This is a genomic window from Mesobacillus foraminis, assembly GCF_004340465.1.
Lineage (GTDB): Bacteria > Bacillota > Bacilli > Bacillales > Cytobacillaceae > Mesobacillus_B > Mesobacillus_B foraminis.
In genome coordinates this window covers 22,667-41,152 of the sequence record NZ_SLVV01000001.1, presented here as the reverse complement: position 1 = coordinate 41,152, position 18,486 = coordinate 22,667, and the positions used below count along the sequence as shown (strand labels likewise).

Here is an 18,486-nt window from a genome sequence, read left to right as displayed (position 1 = left end):
TTCGTATATAATCTAATTATCAATTGGATTAAAGGAATGAATCGTTATGAATGAAGAACAAGTTAATCAGTCACTAAAATTGTTTATAGTCCTTTCCCGGGCGTATCGGGCATTAAATGAGGAAGTAAACAGGGTTATTCAGCAAAATGGGCTAAACCCGACTGAATTTGCGGTATTAGAGCTGCTGTACCATAAAGGGGATCAGCCTTTGCAGCAAATTGGGGGTAAAATTCTGCTGGCCAGTGGAAGCATCACCTACGTAGTGGACAAGCTTGAGCAAAAAGGTCTGTTGAGAAGAGCGGGGTGCCCTAAAGACAGAAGGGTTACGTATGCACAAATAACAGATGATGGAAAAAAACTCATCGAGGAGATTTTTCCTGAACACAGCCGGAGGATCCATGAATTGACACAAGCTTTGGACTCTCAAGAGAAAGGAACAGCAATTGAGCTGTTAAAAAAATTGGGCCTTTCTGTTGAAAAATATTAAAAAAGCGGCTGAATCCTTCTATCTTCAAGGAATAATTGATTGTGGAAAAGAATATCAAACATATGAAGGCAAAAAGAGAGCAGGGGGGTTACAGAATGAAATTTGAAGAATATGAATATAAAAGACCACAGCTGGATGAGCTAACAGAAAAATTTGAACTGGCACTAGAAAAGTTTCGGGGGTCTTCCTCGGCCAATAGTCAGGACGAGGCCATGAAAGAGATTAATGAGCTGCGGAATGAAGTGGATACCATGATGAATATATGTTATATCCGTCACTCCATTGATACCAATAATAAGTTCTATAAGGCTGAACAGGATTATCTTGATGAACTCGAACCGAATGTAGAGGGACTTGTTGCTAAATATTATGAGGCCCTAGTATCTTCTCCTTTTAAAGAGGAGCTCGAAAAAAAATGGGGGAGACAGTTGTTTGCCCTCGCCGAAGCGCAGCTAAAAACGTTCAAGCCTGAGATCATTCCAATGCTGCAAAGAGAGAATAAGCTGTCTACTGAATATACAAAACTTGTTGCTTCAGCGAAGATTCAGTTTGAAGGGGAAGAAAGGACGTTGACCCAGCTGGAGCCGTTCATCCAATCCACAGACAGGGAGATGCGCAAGAAAGCCTCGGAGGCGCGTTTCGGCTTTTTTGCACAGCATGAAGAAAAGTTTGATGAGCTTTATGATCAACTAGTAAAGGTCAGAACTGAAATTGCAAAGGAATTAGGGTATAAAAACTTTGTTGAACTGGGCTATTACCGAATGTACAGGACAGATTATAATGCGCAGATGGTGGCAGGTTTCCGCGAACAAGTCCATACATACATTGTGCCCATTGCTTCAAAGTTGAAGGAGAGGCACCGGAATCGGATTAGTGTTGACCGGCTGACCTACTATGATGAACCGTTCAATTTTCTTACAGGAAATGCCGTGCCAAAGGGAACTCCAGAGTGGATTATAGAAAAAGGAAAAAAGATGTACGAGGAGCTCTCCGGTGAAACAGGAGAATTTTTTTCCTTTATGATCAATAACCATTTGATGGATCTTGAGGCGAAAACAGGAAAGGCTGGCGGCGGTTACTGCACATATGTTGAAGGCTATAAGGCACCGTTCATTTTCTCCAATTTTAATGGAACTTCAGGGGATATTGACGTTTTGACCCACGAAGCGGGACATGCTTTTCAGGTGTATTCCAGCCGTCATTTTGAAATTCCTGAATATTACTGGCCAACTTACGAGGCCTGTGAAATTCATTCAATGAGCATGGAATTTTTTACATGGCCATGGATGAGTCTATTCTTTGAAGAAGACACCGACAAATATAAGTTTTCTCATTTAAGTGAAGCCTTGCTTTTCCTCCCATATGGCGTAGCGGTTGATGAATTTCAGCATTGGGTATATGAGAATCCAGAGGCTGCTCCCGCTGAAAGGAAGCAGCAATGGCGTCTTATTGAAAATAAGTACCTTCCCCATAAGGATTATGACGGCAATGCTTACCTGGAGGGAGGCGGTTTCTGGCAGCGTCAGAGCCATATTTATAATTCTCCGTTTTATTATATTGATTACACACTTGCACAAATCTGTGCCTTCCAATTCTGGAAAAGGTCGCGCGAACATAAGGAAGAGGCCTGGGCAGATTATCTTAATCTCTGCAAGCTCGGAGGAAGCATGCCCTTTACAGAGCTAGTGAGAGAAGCGAACCTGATATCTCCTTTCGAGAAAAACAGCGTTCAGTCAGTTGTGCGGGAAATCGAGCTTTGGCTTGATTCCGTTGAAGACGATCAGTTATAAGTAATAAAAAAGCGAAGCCTCTTTTAAGAGCTTCGCTTTTTTATTACAGATTAGATTTTAATCGTGATGCTGTCATTTTCCATCACGGCAGACAGCTTTTCAGTTTCGGGCGTCTCTAAAAGGAAATCAGCGATTTTATCTTCAAGCTGCTCCTGGATGACACGGCGCAAAGGACGTGCCCCAAACGCTGGATGGTACCCTAATTCGGCAAGCTTTCCTTTTACTTCCTCGGTTACCTCAAGAGTAACCTTCTGCTCGTTCAAGGTACTGTTTAATTCCTCAAGCAATAGATCAACAATTTGAAGCAGATGCTCTTTCTCAAGAGATTTAAATTCAATGATGCTGTCAAAACGGTTCAGGAACTCGGGTTTAAAGAAGCTTCCAAGAGAGTCCAGAATGCTGACTTCATTCACTGCATCGCTTTGACCAAAGCCTACTTTTATTGTCCTGTGTCCTACGCCTGCATTGCTGGTCATGATGATGACGGCATCCTTAAAGCTCACGGTCCGTCCCTGGCTGTCTGTCAGGCGTCCATCCTCAAGGATTTGCAGGAACATGTGCTGCACATCAGGGTGTGCTTTTTCAATTTCATCAAGCAGGATAATGCTGTAAGGATTTCGGCGCACCTTTTCAGTCAATTGGCCGGCTTCGTCATGGCCTACATAGCCAGGAGGGGAACCAATGATTTTAGATACACTGTGTTTCTCCATATATTCACTCATATCAAGGCGAATCATGGCATCCTTGGAACCAAAAAGTTCCTCGGCAAGGGTTTTTGTCAGCTCGGTTTTACCGACACCTGTTGGCCCGACAAACAGGAAGGAACCAATAGGGCGGGTTTTTGATTTAAGCCCGGCCCGGCTTCTGCGGATTGCCTTAGCCACTTTCTTGACAGCTTCTTCCTGTCCAATAACCTTGCTGGCAAGGTTCTCTGCCAAATGCTTCATTTTCCCTTGCTCATCCTCCTGGATTTTACCCACAGGAATTCCAGTTTTTTGTTCGATAATGGCCTGAATATGTTCAACAGTAACGATAGGGCGCTGTGATCCACCAGCATCGTTTAAAGATTTTTCAAGTCTGGATTCTTCATCCCTAAGCTTTGCTGCTTTTTCATATTCTTCATTTTTAAGTGCATTTTCCTTTTCTGTTGCTATTTCGGATAGACGCTTTTCGATATGATCCCTGCCGGTATAGTCCGTTTCAAGATTTAACCTGGAACCCGCTTCATCCATAAGGTCGATTGCTTTATCAGGGAGGAAGCGGTCTTGGATATAACGGTGTGAAAGCTGTACACAGGCATTTATCGCTTCTTCACTAAATGCGACTTCATGGTAATCCTCATATTTGGATTGAATCCCTTTTAGGATTTCTACTGACTTTTCAGGAGATGGTTCCAAAACATGTACTGGCTGGAATCGTCTTTCTAAAGCAGGGTCTTTTTCGATTTGCCGGTATTCTTTTAGTGTTGTTGCACCGACAAGCTGAAGCTCCCCGCGGGCAAGTGCGGGTTTCAGGATGTTGCCTGCGTCCATTGAACCTTCGGCGGACCCTGCCCCAACCAGCAGATGAATTTCATCGATAAACAAAATGATGTTTTTATGGTCCTGTAATTCAGTAATCAACTGTTTCATCCGCTCTTCGAATTGACCTCGAATTCCTGTGTTGGCTACCAGGGAGGCAACATCAAGAAGATAGACTTCTTTCATTTTCAGCTTATTAGGGACCAGCCCCTCTGCAATTTTCAGTGCAAGCCCTTCTGCAATCGCTGTTTTACCCACCCCTGGTTCACCTATAAGAACAGGATTATTCTTGTTTCGGCGATTCAGAATTTCAATTACACGGTTTACTTCTTCATTACGGCCGATGACCGGATCGATCAGCCCAGCCTTGGCAGCGTGGGTCAGGTTTCGTCCAAACTGGTCCAGAAACCCATTGCCCTTTCCTTCGTCTTGGTTCTGTTTTAATGCATTTGGTTTTCTATTATGCTGGCCTGTTAGCGTATCAAATAAATCGGAAAAATCATTTTGGCCAAATCCGGAGAAGCCGGACATGGAAGGGCCAAATGAAGCTCCGAGTTTCTCTCGTTCTTTTTGGAAGCATGAATGGCAAAGCATTAAATGCTTTTCGCTGCCATTAAAATTCATTTTTAACTGAATAGAAGCTTGATTTTGATTGCATTGTTGACAAAGCATTTAACCTTCCTCCTAACTTCATTGACTTTGACTATATTTGATCAATGTACTCTTATTATAGTTTGACCTTCTTTGACTTTCAAGATGTTTGCTTAAGGTGATTTTTACCTTATGTGAACCCTGATTTGCTTCCTTTTTAAAAAGCTCGTCATGGTTTGTACCCTTTTTCATATATTTGAAATAAGGAGGGAATCATGTGAGGACAAACTGGGGGGCAGCCTTTCAAATTGCAGCCGTATATGTTGGGACGGTAGTGGGAGCGGGATTTGCGACCGGGAGAGAGATCGTCGAATTTTTTTCCCGATTCGGATTTATCGGGCTCATTGGGATATTGATGAGCGGGTACTTATTTATCTTCATGGGTTCAAAACTTATGCGTATTGCCGCACAAATCGGTGCGAGTTCATATGAACAGTTCAATGAGTATTTGTTCGGTAAATTGCTTGGAAGGATCATTAACATCATCATGCTTCTAATGCTGGTGGGCGTATGCTCGGTGATGCTGTCGGGGGCTGGGGCGGTATTTGAGGAGCAGCTTGGAATACCGAAGAACGCAGGCATTTTTATTACCATTGGTTTTTCTATTGCGGTTATGATTGTAGGCCTTAAAGGTTTATTTGCGGTTAACGCATTCGTGGTCCCTTTAATGATTGCCTTCAGTTTTATACTGTTGTTCCTGTCGGTTCAGCTTCCTGATTTTACAAGTAAGGTCCTGTTTATTCCGATGGCAGAAGATGGATGGAAATCCGTTGTCTCCCCATTTATTTATACTGCGTTTAATCTGTCTTTGTCGCAGGCTGTGCTGGTTCCTGTTGCTGCAGAAATAAAAGATGACAGTACGGTGAAATGGGGAGGAATATTGGGAGGAATAGCTTTAACCCTGATTTTGCTGGCGGGTCATTTAACCTTGGTTATGCTTCCGAATCTGGAATCCTATGAAATTCCAATGGCGACAATCATGAAAAATCTCGCTTCTGGCCTGTACTGGGTGTTCATTTTAATTATTTATGGAGAAATCTTCACTTCTGTAATCGGGAATATCTTTGGTCTGGAGAGGCAGGTAAGGAAGTACGTCCCTGTGCCAAGCCTTGTCATTGTGTCCAGTATATTTATCATCTGTTATTTTATTAGCAGAATTCATTACAGTACCCTGCTATCCTATTTGTACCCTTTATTTGGGTATATAAGTTTGGTTTTCATCGTATTGCTCTGGATGAAACCTTTTTCCCCGGAGGGGCCTGATAAAAGCGGAAAATATAAAGGCCGGCAGTGAGTATTCTACTGCCGGCTTTTCTTTATAATTGTTTTAAAAGACTATTTACCGATGGTTTTGGCCATTTCAATGAAGGGATCAAGATGATTCTTACTTTTCTTAGTAAAGATCATCAGTTTAAGAGGTAGTTCGCTGTCTTTTATTAAATAAGATGAGATCATCTCGTCGCCATTTGAGACTTCCATTGCCCAGGCTTCCTTGAAGAAAGGATCTTCAGGAAGGGAGACAGTTTTAACATTTTTGCTGATAGACTCCAGCTGTGTTTTCGCATCGGCCTCAATGGTATCCCAATTGCTGTTTTGGGGAAGCAGTTCGATTCTCATAAAAATGCTGTCATCCTCAGACAGGAACAGAACATCTTTATTAGGTTCTTCCGCACTTAATTCATATTCTGGAAGGACATACATAGAATATTTTTGGTTGTCATTGAATTTTAAGAAAGCAGTATTTTCTTTCTCTTGGCCATTCACAGTGTATTGAAGATTTTGTTCAAGAATACGAATCACAGAATCTTCTTTTTTCATATCATCGACATCCTGTTGGACAGGTTCCTTTTTGTCATCAGAGTTTTCTTTACTTGACTGATCTGCCGGCGAAGATGGATTGTCTTTTGCGGGCTGTGATGATTCAGACGCTCCACATCCAAATAGAGCCATTGATACTGACAGCAGCATCATAAATAAGCGTAATCGCATTTTCATTAAAATTCCCCCTGTTTTACTAAAGTAGACGGTATAATGGACAATAAGGTTACGAATTTAAAGGGAGAAATACGAACAATAGTAAATCAAAAACAATATGTGAAATGACTACTAATGGTATGCTCCGTTTCCAGGCATAAAGCGAACTCCATGCCAGTCCCGCAGCAAAAGCCGCTAAGACTAATATTAACTCTCCAGAATAAAAATGGACAGATGCATATAACATGGTTGAAATAAGAACGCTTTTTTTTACATTGGTGATCCTCAGCACTCTCCTTTGGATAAATCCGCGCCAAAAAATTTCCTCACCGGGAGCGATAATGAAAATTAGCACGATAAAATGCCAGGCGAGATTTGGAGAGAAATCTCTATATAAAGAGGCTACTTGTTCCCCCAATGGAAGATTCAGTTCAGTGATGGATAGATGAGCAGCCCAAAAAACCATGTAGAGGGCCAGCCCACTAAGTATACCGAAACTAAAAAAAGCAAACGTGGAAGCTTTATCTCCGAATTCCTCATTTAGAATCGAATAACTGATCAGTATCAGCATGGCAGCTGTGAATATATACCAGAATACATTTTGATCTTTAAAAGTAAAAAATAAAAGGATGTGTGCAACCAAATAACCTAATATCAAGCGGCGATCGGCCATCACTATTTTCATGAAGCAATCCCCTTTCTAAAAACACCCCTTATTGTATCAGATAATAAAATTCAGGAGTAAGGAAAAAAATGTCATGAAAGGGTACTGTAATGGAGAGAGGGAATTTATTTTTAAAAGTATCTAGTTAAGGGTGGGATAGAAATGAGCCGCAGTGCATTGGTGCTAGGATCCACTGGGTTAGTTGGCAGGGAGCTGCTGAAACTGTTGCTTAAGGAAGACACTTATAACAATGTTGCGGTTCTTACACGCCGGGAGATCGTTACTTGTCATCCGAAATTGACAAAATCGGTTGGAAATTTAGATGAATTGGAGAGATATCGTGATTTATTTAAGGCGGATGATATTTATTGCTGCCTGGGAACTACCATGAAGAAAGCAAAGAGTCGGGAAAACTTCAGGAGAGTGGATTATGAATATCCGCTGCAGGCTGCGAACATGGCTTGTTCAAGCGGGGCCAGGAGGTTTTTAGTGATTTCAGCGATTGGAGCCAATAAAAGTTCTCCCTTTTTTTATAACAGAGTTAAAGGAGAGCTGGAATCCGAGCTGCGCAGCCTGCCCTTTAAAAGTCTAATTGTGATTCGTCCGTCCTTATTATTAGGTAAACGTGAGGAATTCAGATTTGGGGAAAAGCTTGGGGAAAAAATAACCCTGCCATTGGAAAACTTGTTTCAGGGACCTTTTAGGAAATACCGCCCTGTCAAGGCTTCAGACGTAGCACTGACCATGGTTTCTGCAGCGTTGGGAACAGATAAAGGATTTCAGGTATATGAGTCGGACGAAATTTTACGAAGTACAGAGTGAAAGAACAAAGAGACAGAAGGCATTGGCTTTTTGTCCCTTTGTGTTCGTTATATTTATTGAAAAGCTGTTTCTTTTACAATTTTATAGTTTTTATGATTAATGACAGTCCTTTGATCCAATTCGAGATCTCTGTAGTTGTCCATATAAGTCAAATCCACAATTACAGAATTCTCATTAACTTTTTCGACAATCCCCTGTAATCCTTCCCGGAATTCAATCACATTTCCCACTTGTGCTTTCTTCAAAGAACCTCTCTCCCATCTTTCTAAATTCCCGCAATGAGCTGCCTGATAACTGTTTATATATTGTTCCTAAAATTGGCAAAAACCTTCCGCGGTTAAATTATTATTACCATAACTAAAAATTCCTCATTATTCAATGGTTTTTTGAAAACGTTTTTATAAATACTTCAATTAGTTGAAAAGAGGAGGTATTCCTCTGTATGATTAGGTATACGAAAAAACAGCTAGATAGTTAATTCGGGAGATGACATTATGGAAAAAGCAGAAATCAATTATGTATTAGATCAGTTAAAAAATGGGGACATAACGGAATACCATGTTCCGAAGCAGGAATTTCTTGCTTTTCGCCAAGTCCTCGTAGCCCGGGAGGACTTCAAGCATTTCCGGGGAATAGCAGAACGGGGTGGGGATGTCATATATCAATACTTGGAGCACCCACGGAGTTAAAAGGCTGGCTCACAGGGGATGTGAAAACCCTCAATACTAAATTAATAGTGTTTTTCTCAAAAGAAGGATATTGTAAGGTATTTAGGGTATAGTTACAATTGGTGAAGAATAAATCCATGATTGTTTTTGAAAGATTTTGAATGAAAACGTTTTAGATAAAAAAAGTGCTAAAGCCTTCATTTTTTCGGATTTTTTTCATTGTTTCAGCCGGCACTACGTGCTATTCTGTTTGTTGTGAGGCCAATCTCCTGGTCATTTATTTTGTTAGACTACATAGAGTGTTCAGGGAATGATTGGAAGAAATATATGGTGTGAATCATTAAATGAATTGGGTAAAATAGAAAATAATCTTAATCTAGATAAAATTATTGACTATATCGTTCATTTTACGATTTAGTAATAAAGGCACCAATTGGCTTCACCTATATCATTTATAAAAGGAGTTTGATTTTCTAATGGTAGAAAAAAACTTTAAAGTAGTAGCAGAAACTGGTATCCACGCGCGTCCGGCAACTTTACTTGTACAGGCAGCAAGCAAGTTTGATTCAGAAGTTCAGCTTCAATATAAAGACAAAAAAGTAAATCTTAAATCCATCATGGGTGTTATGTCTCTTGGAATTGGTCAGGGTGCTGAAATTGCCATTATCGCAGAAGGCAGCGACGAAGCTGATGCTCTTAAAACTATTGAAGATACTCTTAAAAGAGAAGGTTTAGCTGAATAATGAGCTTCCTTAGTGGTATAGCTGCTTCCAATGGCATAGCCATTGCCAAAGCTTACCGACTGGTAGAACCGGATTTTTCTTTTGAAAAGAAGACAATCGATTCTCCAGATCAGGAAGTTGCTCGTTTCCAAACCGCACTTAATACAGCCAAAACGGAGCTCGAACAGATCCGTGATCGTGCCGGCAAGGAACTTGGAGCTGATAAGGCAGCTATTTTTGATGCGCACCTTCTTGTTTTAAGCGACCCAGAGTTAATTGCACCCATAGAAGATAAAATCAAGACCGAGAGCGTTAACGCTGAACATGCACTTAAAGAAACAGCAGACATGTTCATCTCTATGTTCGAATCAATGGACAATGAATATATGAAAGAACGTGCTGCAGATATCCGTGATGTGACCAAGCGTGTTCTTGCGCATCTGCTCGGCGTTCAAATTCCAAATCCAAGCATGGTGACTGAAGAAGTGATCATTGTAGCAGAAGATCTGACCCCTTCTGATACAGCTCAGCTCAACCGGAATTTTGTAAAGGGTTTTACAACTGATATCGGAGGCAGGACCTCTCATTCAGCTATCATGGCCCGTTCAATGGAAATACCGGCTGTTGTTGGAACAAAATCTGTGACAGAAGAAATCAGCAACGGTGATTTAGTGGTCGTTGATGGACTAAAAGGTGAGGTTCATATTAACCCTACACCTGAAATGCTTGAAGAATTCAAAAGGGTACAGGCCGATTATGAAAAGCAAAAGGCTGAGTGGGCCAAGCTTGTAAATGAAAAGACCATTACTGCTGATAACCACCATGTTGAACTTGCTGCAAATATCGGAACACCTAAAGATTTAAAGGGAGTAGTGGAAAATGGCGGGGAAGCAGTAGGTCTTTACCGAACTGAATTCCTGTACATGGACCGTGACCAGCTTCCAACCGAAGAAGAGCAGTTTACAGCCTACAAAGCTGTGCTCGAAGGCATGGAAGGAAAGCCTGTAGTTGTCAGAACGCTTGATATTGGCGGCGACAAGGAGCTTCCATATTTAAACCTTCCTAAAGAAATGAACCCCTTCCTAGGATTCCGGGCAATTCGTCTTTGCCTTCAAGAACAGGACATTTTCCGGACTCAGCTTCGTGCTTTGCTTCGTGCAAGTGTGTATGGGAATTTAAAGATTATGTTCCCGATGATTGCTACCCTGGTTGAGTTCAGGGAAGCAAAAGCCATCCTTGAAGAGGAAAGGCAGAAGCTCTCCAATGAAGGAGTTCAGGTTTCCGAAAACATCGAACTCGGTATCATGGTGGAAATCCCATCAACAGCTGTTATCGCACACCAGTTTGCGAAGGAAGTCGATTTCTTCAGCATTGGAACGAATGACCTTATTCAATATACGATGGCTGCCGACAGGATGAACCAGCAGGTATCCTATTTGTACCAGCCATATAATCCATCCATCCTTCGACTAGTCAAGATGGTCATTGATGCTGCTCATAAGGAAGGAAAATGGGCTGGCATGTGTGGAGAAATGGCAGGGGATGAAACAGCAATTCCAATCCTGCTTGGACTCGGATTGGACGAGTTTTCAATGAGTGCTACATCCATTCTGAAAGCCCGTTCATTAATCCGCAATCTATCCAAATCCGACATGGAAGCTTTAGCTTCCAAAGTGTTGGAGATGGGCACTACTGAAGAAGTTATTGAAGCAGTAAATGCTGCAGTCACTTTGTAATAATTTTGTAATAATAAATTTGTTTAATTTTACAATCTGCGGGTATAAATAAGTAAGCACTTTGGTAAGACTGAAGGTAAGCTTATCATTCTCATTTTCCCCCAGACTTGGCCGGCTGTTTTTGACAGCCGGCATTTTTTGTATATTTTTCTATTTCTGCTGAGAGATAAAGGGGTTCACCCATTCCATCAGCATTCCATAATTGTGAGATTCTTTATCCTCCAAATAATCCTTCACTGGTTTTACAGGAGTGCGCCCGCAGCGCAGTAAAAAGGTTATGACTGGGTCCATGAGTTCTCCTGTGATCAGTTTGTCTGCGTATTCTTCAATTGATCGTTCATTTGCGTGCAGATGGTAACCTGGCATCCTGCCTCCACCCAGCAGTCTTTCCAGCTTTAAATGGACAACGACCTCATACATTGATTGCATCAGCCATGTCCCGAGCCCCAATTTTCTATAATCCGGACTAATACAAATATCAACAATGTATAATGTATTCCCTTCAGGATCATGGTTGCGAATATATCCATTATCCGTAATATCAGCCCAGCTATGGTCCGGGTCCTCAGGATGATAATGAACGATTAAACCCGTCATCGAACCAACAATCTTTCCATCTATTTCAATGCAAAGTGCACCCTCGGGGAAGAGGGTGACATGGTTATGCAACTGTTCCCGGTTCCACCAAAGATCGGATGGGAAGGGCGGCGGGAATGCTTCCTTTTGTACCTGTATCAAACCGTCAAAATCCTTTTCATTATATTGTCTTATAATGGCCTTTACCGGTTTGTGATGGTCGAAAACGTACAATTTTTTTAAATACATCTGCAGGCCTCCTTTAATGGCTTTTATAGAAATAGGGCTGCCAGCAAAACAAATGAATTGCCAGCTTAAAACCATTATAATGGGAATGAACGATGCGAAAAAGGAGGGGATACGGATGAATCTTCAACTCGAAGGTAAAACGGCGGTGGTAGCAGCTTCCAGCCAGGGGCTCGGGCTGGCAATAGCAAAAGAATTGATAGACGAAGGGGCTAATGTCCTTCTCTCCGGGAGGCATGAAGCAAAGCTCAAACAGGCTGTAAACCAGTTGGGCGGACCTGGAAAAGCGGCTTATAAACAAACTGATCTTACGAGACCGGCAGATATTGAACAATTAATTGATGAAGCGATTGAAAAGTTCGGGTCAATTGATATTTTAGTAAACAATGCCGGCGGGCCACCTGCAGGGACGTTTGAGACGATATCAGACGAGGAATGGAAACACGCATTTGAATTGAATCTTCTTTCGTATATCCGATTGATCCGTGTAGCGCTCCCTGCACTAAAAGCTCGCGGTGGGAAAATAATTAATATAGCCTCTTCTTCGATCAAAGAACCGATACCAGGGCTGATTCTTTCCAATACATTCAGGACCGGGATTGTTGGATTGACTAAGACACTCTCTCAGGAGCTGGCTCCCTATAAGATTCTAATTAATACGGTAGCACCAGGAAGGATTGCTACGGACCGTGTGAAGCACCTCGATGAAGTTAATGCGGAAAAGCTTGGGATGCCACTGGAAAAAGTCGAGGAACGGGCAAAAAACAATATCCCATTACAAAGATATGGAGAGCCGGAGGAATTTGCAAAGGTTGTTGTGTTTCTTGCATCTGAGGCAAATACCTATATGACTGGAAGTTCTTTTCTTGTTGATGGTGGGATGGTTAAATCAATTTAAAATGTAAAGGGGAATGGACATGCTGACAACAGAGAACACCGTCATTGGTTTTATAGGCACAGGAGTCATGGGGAAGAGCATGGCAGGGCATTTGATGGAGGCTGGCTATCCGCTGGTCATACATACGAGGACAAAAGAAAAGGCTGAGGAACTGCTCGCAAATGGAGCACAATGGGCAGAATCCCCAAAAGAAATTGCTGAAAAAGCCAATGTTGTTTTTACCATAATAGGGACACCGGCTGATGTGGAAGAAGTGTATCTTGGAGGAGACGGGCTCGTCCAGAATGGCCGGGAAAATACATACTTAATTGATATGACTACATCAACACCAACATTGGCTGAAAAAATTTACAATGAGGCGAAAAAGAAGGGAATGCACGCTCTTGATGCTCCTGTATCCGGAGGAGACATTGGAGCCAGGGAGGCAAGGCTCGCCATTATGGTAGGTGGCGATCAGGAGGCTTTTGATCAGGTAAAGCCGATCCTGGAGCTTCTCGGTAAAAATATTATTCTCCAGGGGAATGCTGGAGCAGGGCAGCATACCAAGATGAGCAACCAAATAGCCATTGCGACCAATATGATAGGAGTTACAGAGGCAATCATTTATGCGGAGAAAGCGGGGCTGGATCCTGAGAAGGTGCTAAAAACCATATCGACAGGCGCCGCGGGGAGCTGGTCGCTTTCCAATTTAACCCCAAGAGTAATTAAAGGAGATTTCGCTCCTGGTTTTTCCATCAAGCATTTTATCAAAGATATGGGAATCGGCCTTGAAGAGGCTGAAAAGATGGATTTGGATATGCCCGGCCTGGCTCTTGCTTATTCATTGTATAAGAGGCTTGCGGATGCAGGCGAAAGTGAAAGCGGCACACAGGCTCTTTATAAGTATTGGGGCCTGGAAAACAAATAAGGGAGAATCAATTCTGTCTGGGATTTACTTGTATAGTAATTCGCCACAGGAGAACTAGGGCATGCGTGGCGAACCCACTGGAGAAAGCGCTGCACGAGGTAACACTGCCACAATTTGCGAGTCTCCTGTTTGTTTTGAGCTAATAAAAGAAAAAGTGTCCCATTTCGAATTCCGGGACACTTTCTTTGTTATTAGAATGAGTTATTGAGATAAGTTTCAAGGCGGTTTAGGCCTTCTTCAAGTGTTTCCATGGAGTAAGCAAAAGAAAGACGGAAGTATCCCTCTCCCATATCAGAAAATGCACTTCCAGGGACCACTGCCAGCCTGGCTTTCTCGACCAGATCGAGGGCAAAATCAAAGGAACGGATCTTTTGATCGGGAATGCGCACGAAGAAATAAAAGGCACCATCGGGTTTGACGACTTCTAGTCCCATCTCAATTAAACGGGCATAGACATAGTCCCTTCTTTTTAAGTATTCTGCTTTCATTCCTTCAGCATCATTGATGCCCGCTGTAAGGGCTTCGAGAGCAGCCGCCTGGGATATGGAAGAGGCACAGGTCACATTATACTGGTGGACCTTCAGGATATGTCTCGTGATTGATTCTGGTGCGAAGAGCATGCCAATTCTCCAGCCAGTCATTGAATGTGATTTGGACAGCCCGTTAATAACGATTGTCTGTTCTCTAATGAAGCCTGCAATGGAGGTATGCTGCTTTTCATAGGAAAGCTCACTGTAAATTTCGTCGGCCAGAATAAAAATATCCTTGCCCTCAACAAGGTCAGCAATTTCCTTCAGTTCCTGATCCGTCAGGCTCACCCCGGTAGGATTTGAAGGATAAGGCAGGACGATGCATCTTGTTTGTTCAGTCAGGTAACTTCCAATGACTTCTGCGGTAAAGCGGAAATCATTTCCGCGAATATCTGCATAGACAGGTTTTGCCCCGCAAAGCTTGATAATCGGTTCGTACCCGGGATAAACAGGTCCTGGCAGGATGACTTCTGTATCCTCTTCAAGAATTGTCCTGAAAACTATATCAATGGCTTCACTGGCTCCTGAGGTAATAATCGTTTCTGTTTCGGGAGAGTATGCAATGTTATACTTTTCTATGTAAAAATCTGCTGCCGCCCTTCTAAGTTCCAGTAAACCGGCATTGTGGGTGTAGGTGGTCTGGTTTTGATCAATGGCTCGTTTTCCTGCTTCTTTTACGTGTTCCGGGGTCGGAAAATCAGGCTGCCCAATTGTCAGTGATACCATATTCTCTATACCGGAAACCAGATTAAAAAATTTTCTGATTCCGGATATCTCGATGTTCTTTACTTTTTTATTGACTAAATGTTCCACTTTTTAATCCCTCCAATATGATAGCTTCATTTTACCATTTAAAGGTACCGCCCTGAATCAAATGTTCGCTAAATGAAAGAAAAGCGAAAAGAAAACCAGGCAACTGAGTGCCTGGCATTTTAAAAATAACTTTCACCGAGCTTTTTAAAAACAGGTTTCTGATAGTTGGCTTTCCTCTTTTCCTGCTGGTTTGGCGTGTCGGTCAATCCAGTATAGGAAATAAGCAGTTTCTTGGCCTGTGTCAATGAAAGGCTGGCTTTTGGGTTTCGCACGGCATTATCCAATTTCCCTAAATGCGGGAGGTCTTCAAAATCAGTTTTTGCTGGAGGGATGTGAAATGAATAATTGCCGCATACAATTAGGACATCCGACTGCTGCTGGCTGAGCTTGGGATTCTGGGAGAAATGCAGCCCCACTTTTTTAGCTTTTCCCTCCCTTAAAAGCTTTTTAATAGCATCATGCTTAAGCTGGTACAAAAATTTGGGGTTTGGGGCCGTCTTTGCATGGCGGTTGACAATGTAGATGGCCTGGGAGAGATTATCTATAGTTGGGCCTACCGGGGCATACCTGCTATGATCATTCCTCAATGTATAGGCTCCTTTCCTAGTGCATAGGTATATTGATATTATACTCTTTTTGGTCAAGTTGAAAACAGCAACATGTCCTGCTTTGTTTTAATTACCCCAAAACCAGCAAGTTTAACAACCTTTTATGGTCTTATTATGACTCTTGTGCCATTTGGGACAGTCCCCGCAAGTTCGAGGACATCCTTGTTATGCATCCGAATGCAGCCTTTGGATACCGCCTTTCCGATGGAGGAGGGATCATTGGTACCGTGGATTCCATATCCCTTATTGGATAGGGAAAGCCACATTGCGCCATACGGACCTCCAGGATTTGGTTCCCGGTTGACGATCACAAATTCCCCGGTGGGCGTTCCTGTAAGCATTTTTCCTGTGGCAATTGGATAGGTTTTTATGATTTGTCCCCGTCTGAACAATGTCAGGGTTTTTCGGCCAATAGAAACCTCGATGGCATACGGGATGGATGCAGGTTCGGGGAGTCCCGGGATTGTGATTGCCTGACCGGAAGTAAGCAGATTGGGATTTATTATTCTCGGATTGGCTGCCAGGAGCTGCCTGATGCTGCGCCGGTAATTTCCGGCTATAAGATTAAGGGTTTCTCCGGGCTTGACAATATGAATCATGTTTATCCCGCCTTTCTTTTTGACTAGTTTATTCTCAAGGTTCTGTTTTTTTGTTAAAAGACAACCAATTTTTCATGTTTCGTTGTAAAATAGGAGTAGTTTCCCCGGATAGGAAGGGGAAACAAAAAGGTTCATTCATGAGGATGATTTAATGGAAGAAATGAAGAAAGCGATCAAACAGATTCTTCACTCCAAGACTGATGAAAAAGTAGAAAATATTATTTTTGATATTATTTTTAACCATATTAAGGATCTCGTTTTCATAATGGAAGTTTGCGAAGCCCATGTCTTCCGGTATGTTTTTGCTAATCAAAATGCACTTAAGCATGCAGGGATGGAAAGTCATGACTTGGGAAAGACCCTGGAAGAGGTTTTGCCATCAGAAAAGGCTAGGACTTTGAGGGAGGAATATACAAGGGCAGAAGAGTTAAAGGTACCTGTAACTTTTTCGTTTGAAACTGTACTCAGCGACCAGCAGCGGGTATATGGGGAAACCATCTTGACCCCGGTTGCAAATTCACAAGGAAAAATAAGCTATATTGTTGGTGTAACGCGGGATGTAACAGATGCCTTTAGGGAAAAACAGCGTCTCCTTGATAGCGAGCAGCGATATCGATCCATTGTTGACCATAATCATGATGGTGTTTTTTCCATTGATTTTGACGGCGGGATCCTTGAAGTAAACCCTGCTGCCTGCAAAATGACAGGGTACAGTGCGGAAAAACTGAAATTCTCTTCGATCCACCAGTTCATTGCCAAGCCTGATCTGGATGCTTTTAATGAGATGACTGACAAGTCGGAAAAGGGGGAAGCCTCCGAAACCTTTGACTGCCGTTTTATCAGGGAAGGGGCAGAATTAATGGTCCACATTAAAACCGTCCCTATTGTCATCCATTCCAAAATCCAGGGAATCTTCGTTATTGTTAGAGATATTTCCGAACAGTCTAAAACGGCTGAAATGGTCAAATACATGGCGTTCCACGATCAGCTTACGGGACTTTTAAACAGGAGGGCTCTGCTGGATGAGTTAAATGAATTGGCCTGTAAAAAAGAAAACGGGGGCCGGGAATTCAGCCTCCTATCCATTGATTTGGACAGGTTTAAATATATTAATGATTCGTTTGGACACAATTTTGGAGATAAAATTCTTAAACAAGTCGCTGAACGCCTCAGTGAGATGCAAAGCGAGGATTGCCTTGTCTACAGGCTGGGCGGAGATGAATTCAGCATCCTGCTGAAGGCTTGCCGCAGGCAGAAAGCTGGGAAGGCTGCACAGAAAATATTAACAAAGTTTGCCCGCTCTTTTTATATCAATTCACAGGAATTTTATATTACCCCTAGCATTGGGATAAGCATGTTTCCGAATGATGGAAATGATGCAGAGTCGCTGATGGGGAAAGCAGATGAGGCATTGTATAGGGTGAAGGAGAAAGGGAAAGCTCATTTCCAGTTTTACCGCTCAGATATGCAAACTCTTGTTGGAAATGTCGTCTCGATTGAAGCCCATTTAAGAAAAGCACTGGAAAAGAACGAGCTGAAGCTCTATTTTCAGCCCCAGGTGCATTTGCGTTCCAAGGAGATTGCCAGCTTTGAAGCTTTGCTTCGCTGGGAGAACAAAACGCTGGGGTTTATACCCCCGTCCGAGTTTATCCCGCTGGCGGAGGATACCGGTTTGATTATTCCGTTTGGAAATTGGGTAATTGAGCAGGCCTGCAGGCAAATCAGGGAATGGGAGGACAAGACGGGGAAATCGATTAGAATTGCGATCAATATCTCTCCAAAACAGTTTTTGCAGCATGATTTGGTGAGGGTAATCAAAAGATGCATTGAGAAGTATGAGGTCAAGCCGTCTCTCCTGGAAGTGGAGATAACCGAAGGGGCCATGCAGGACATCAGGGAAACCATTCCTATCCTGAAGAGTCTCAAGGAATTAGGTTTGGTCATCTCGGTTGACGATTTCGGAACAGGGTATTCATCGATGAGTTATTTAAAACAGTTTCCAATCGATATTTTGAAGATAGACCAGAGCTTTGTCCGTGATGTCCTCAAGAGCAAGAAAGACGCGGCGATCGTTACAACGATTATCCACCTGGCGAGAAGCCTGGACATGGAAGTGATAGCAGAAGGGGTGGAAGAGAAGGAACAAGCGGAATTTCTTCTCCAGGCGGAATGCCATAAGGCGCAGGGCTATTACTATGCGAAGCCCATCCCTTCCAATGAAGCAGAAAAACTGTTGGCAGCTTCACTATAATGCAGACAAAAACGCAGCGAATTT

General features: G+C 42.6%; 18 protein-coding genes. 10 read left to right on the top strand and 8 right to left on the bottom strand.

Going from position 1 to position 18,486, the window contains the following annotated elements; translation table 11 throughout:
* Window positions 1-46 precede the first annotated feature (46 nt).
* Together EV146_RS00210 and EV146_RS00205 are read left to right on the top strand one after the other, a co-directional pair.
* The gene (locus EV146_RS00210) at window positions 47-487 is read left to right on the top strand and encodes a MarR family winged helix-turn-helix transcriptional regulator (protein WP_132000637.1); all 441 of its coding nucleotides are present in this window, start codon (window positions 47-49) and stop codon (window positions 485-487) included.
* Between the two features lie 95 nt (window positions 488-582).
* A complete protein-coding gene (locus tag EV146_RS00205) occupies window positions 583-2,277 on the top strand; it encodes a M3 family oligoendopeptidase (protein ID WP_132000635.1) in 1,695 nt (564 codons plus the stop codon).
* Window positions 2,278-2,327: 50 nt separating this feature from the next.
* Here the strand turns inward: EV146_RS00205 and EV146_RS00200 are convergent, their stop codons facing one another.
* On the bottom strand, window positions 2,328-4,469 hold the full coding sequence (locus EV146_RS00200; RefSeq protein ID WP_132000633.1) for an ATP-dependent Clp protease ATP-binding subunit: 2,142 nt from the start codon (window positions 4,467-4,469) through the stop codon (window positions 2,328-2,330).
* A gap of 196 nt (window positions 4,470-4,665) precedes the next feature.
* On the opposite strand from EV146_RS00200, the gene EV146_RS00195 reads away from it, so the two are divergent.
* On the top strand, window positions 4,666-5,742 hold the full coding sequence (locus EV146_RS00195; protein ID WP_132000631.1) for a YkvI family membrane protein: 1,077 nt from the start codon (window positions 4,666-4,668) through the stop codon (window positions 5,740-5,742).
* Window positions 5,743-5,783: 41 nt separating this feature from the next.
* On the opposite strand, the gene EV146_RS00190 is transcribed toward EV146_RS00195, so the two are convergent.
* Window positions 5,784-6,443 carry a hypothetical protein gene (locus tag EV146_RS00190; RefSeq protein ID WP_132000629.1) on the bottom strand — a complete coding sequence of 220 codons (660 nt, stop codon included), beginning with the start codon at window positions 6,441-6,443 and terminating at the stop codon, window positions 5,784-5,786.
* A 49-nt stretch (window positions 6,444-6,492) separates the two neighbouring features.
* Window positions 6,493-7,107 (bottom strand): CPBP family intramembrane glutamic endopeptidase, encoded by a 615-nt coding sequence (locus tag EV146_RS00185; RefSeq protein WP_132000627.1) that lies wholly within the window; start codon window positions 7,105-7,107, stop codon window positions 6,493-6,495.
* Window positions 7,108-7,248: 141 nt separating this feature from the next.
* Here EV146_RS00185 and EV146_RS00180 point away from each other — a divergent pair, with 141 nt between their 5' ends.
* Window positions 7,249-7,908, top strand: coding sequence for an oxidoreductase (locus tag EV146_RS00180; RefSeq protein ID WP_132000625.1), 660 nt, complete (start codon window positions 7,249-7,251; stop codon window positions 7,906-7,908).
* A gap of 53 nt (window positions 7,909-7,961) precedes the next feature.
* Here EV146_RS00180 and EV146_RS00175 read toward each other — a convergent pair whose 3' ends face one another.
* The gene (locus EV146_RS00175; protein ID WP_121609440.1) at window positions 7,962-8,153 is read right to left on the bottom strand and encodes a YkvS family protein; all 192 of its coding nucleotides are present in this window, start codon (window positions 8,151-8,153) and stop codon (window positions 7,962-7,964) included.
* Window positions 8,154-8,402: 249 nt separating this feature from the next.
* Between EV146_RS00175 and EV146_RS00170 the strand changes: the two genes are divergently transcribed.
* From EV146_RS00170 to ptsP, 3 genes are all read left to right on the top strand, one after another.
* Window positions 8,403-8,597, top strand: coding sequence for a hypothetical protein (locus EV146_RS00170; protein WP_121609439.1), 195 nt, complete (start codon window positions 8,403-8,405; stop codon window positions 8,595-8,597).
* Window positions 8,598-9,052: 455 nt separating this feature from the next.
* Complete coding sequence (locus EV146_RS00165; RefSeq protein ID WP_121609438.1) at window positions 9,053-9,319, top strand: phosphocarrier protein HPr; 267 nt, start codon at window positions 9,053-9,055, stop codon at window positions 9,317-9,319.
* On the top strand, window positions 9,319-11,034 hold the full coding sequence (ptsP, locus tag EV146_RS00160; RefSeq protein WP_132000623.1) for a phosphoenolpyruvate--protein phosphotransferase: 1,716 nt from the start codon (window positions 9,319-9,321) through the stop codon (window positions 11,032-11,034). Before EV146_RS00165 ends, ptsP begins: the two co-directional genes overlap by 1 nt.
* Before the next feature lie 150 nt (window positions 11,035-11,184).
* Here the strand turns inward: ptsP and EV146_RS00155 are convergent, their stop codons facing one another.
* The gene (locus EV146_RS00155) at window positions 11,185-11,859 is read right to left on the bottom strand and encodes a GNAT family N-acetyltransferase (protein ID WP_132000621.1); all 675 of its coding nucleotides are present in this window, start codon (window positions 11,857-11,859) and stop codon (window positions 11,185-11,187) included.
* A 115-nt stretch (window positions 11,860-11,974) separates the two neighbouring features.
* Here EV146_RS00155 and EV146_RS00150 point away from each other — a divergent pair, with 115 nt between their 5' ends.
* Window positions 11,975-12,754 (top strand): SDR family oxidoreductase, encoded by a 780-nt coding sequence (locus EV146_RS00150; protein ID WP_132000619.1) that lies wholly within the window; start codon window positions 11,975-11,977, stop codon window positions 12,752-12,754.
* A gap of 19 nt (window positions 12,755-12,773) precedes the next feature.
* Window positions 12,774-13,661 carry an NAD(P)-dependent oxidoreductase gene (locus EV146_RS00145; protein ID WP_132000617.1) on the top strand — a complete coding sequence of 296 codons (888 nt, stop codon included), beginning with the start codon at window positions 12,774-12,776 and terminating at the stop codon, window positions 13,659-13,661.
* A 191-nt stretch (window positions 13,662-13,852) separates the two neighbouring features.
* Here the strand turns inward: EV146_RS00145 and EV146_RS00140 are convergent, their stop codons facing one another.
* The 3 genes from EV146_RS00140 to EV146_RS00130 all read right to left on the bottom strand — a co-directional run bounded on the left by EV146_RS00140 (window position 13,853) and on the right by EV146_RS00130 (window position 16,211).
* On the bottom strand, window positions 13,853-15,004 hold the full coding sequence (locus EV146_RS00140; protein WP_132000615.1) for an aminotransferase A: 1,152 nt from the start codon (window positions 15,002-15,004) through the stop codon (window positions 13,853-13,855).
* Window positions 15,005-15,123: 119 nt separating this feature from the next.
* Window positions 15,124-15,591 carry a YkyB family protein gene (locus EV146_RS00135; RefSeq protein WP_132000613.1) on the bottom strand — a complete coding sequence of 156 codons (468 nt, stop codon included), beginning with the start codon at window positions 15,589-15,591 and terminating at the stop codon, window positions 15,124-15,126.
* Between the two features lie 122 nt (window positions 15,592-15,713).
* A complete protein-coding gene (locus tag EV146_RS00130) occupies window positions 15,714-16,211 on the bottom strand; it encodes a L,D-transpeptidase family protein (protein WP_132000611.1) in 498 nt (165 codons plus the stop codon).
* Window positions 16,212-16,362: 151 nt separating this feature from the next.
* On the opposite strand from EV146_RS00130, the gene EV146_RS00125 reads away from it, so the two are divergent.
* Window positions 16,363-18,462, top strand: coding sequence for an EAL domain-containing protein (locus tag EV146_RS00125; protein WP_132000609.1), 2,100 nt, complete (start codon window positions 16,363-16,365; stop codon window positions 18,460-18,462).
* Window positions 18,463-18,486: the final 24 nt, after the last annotated feature.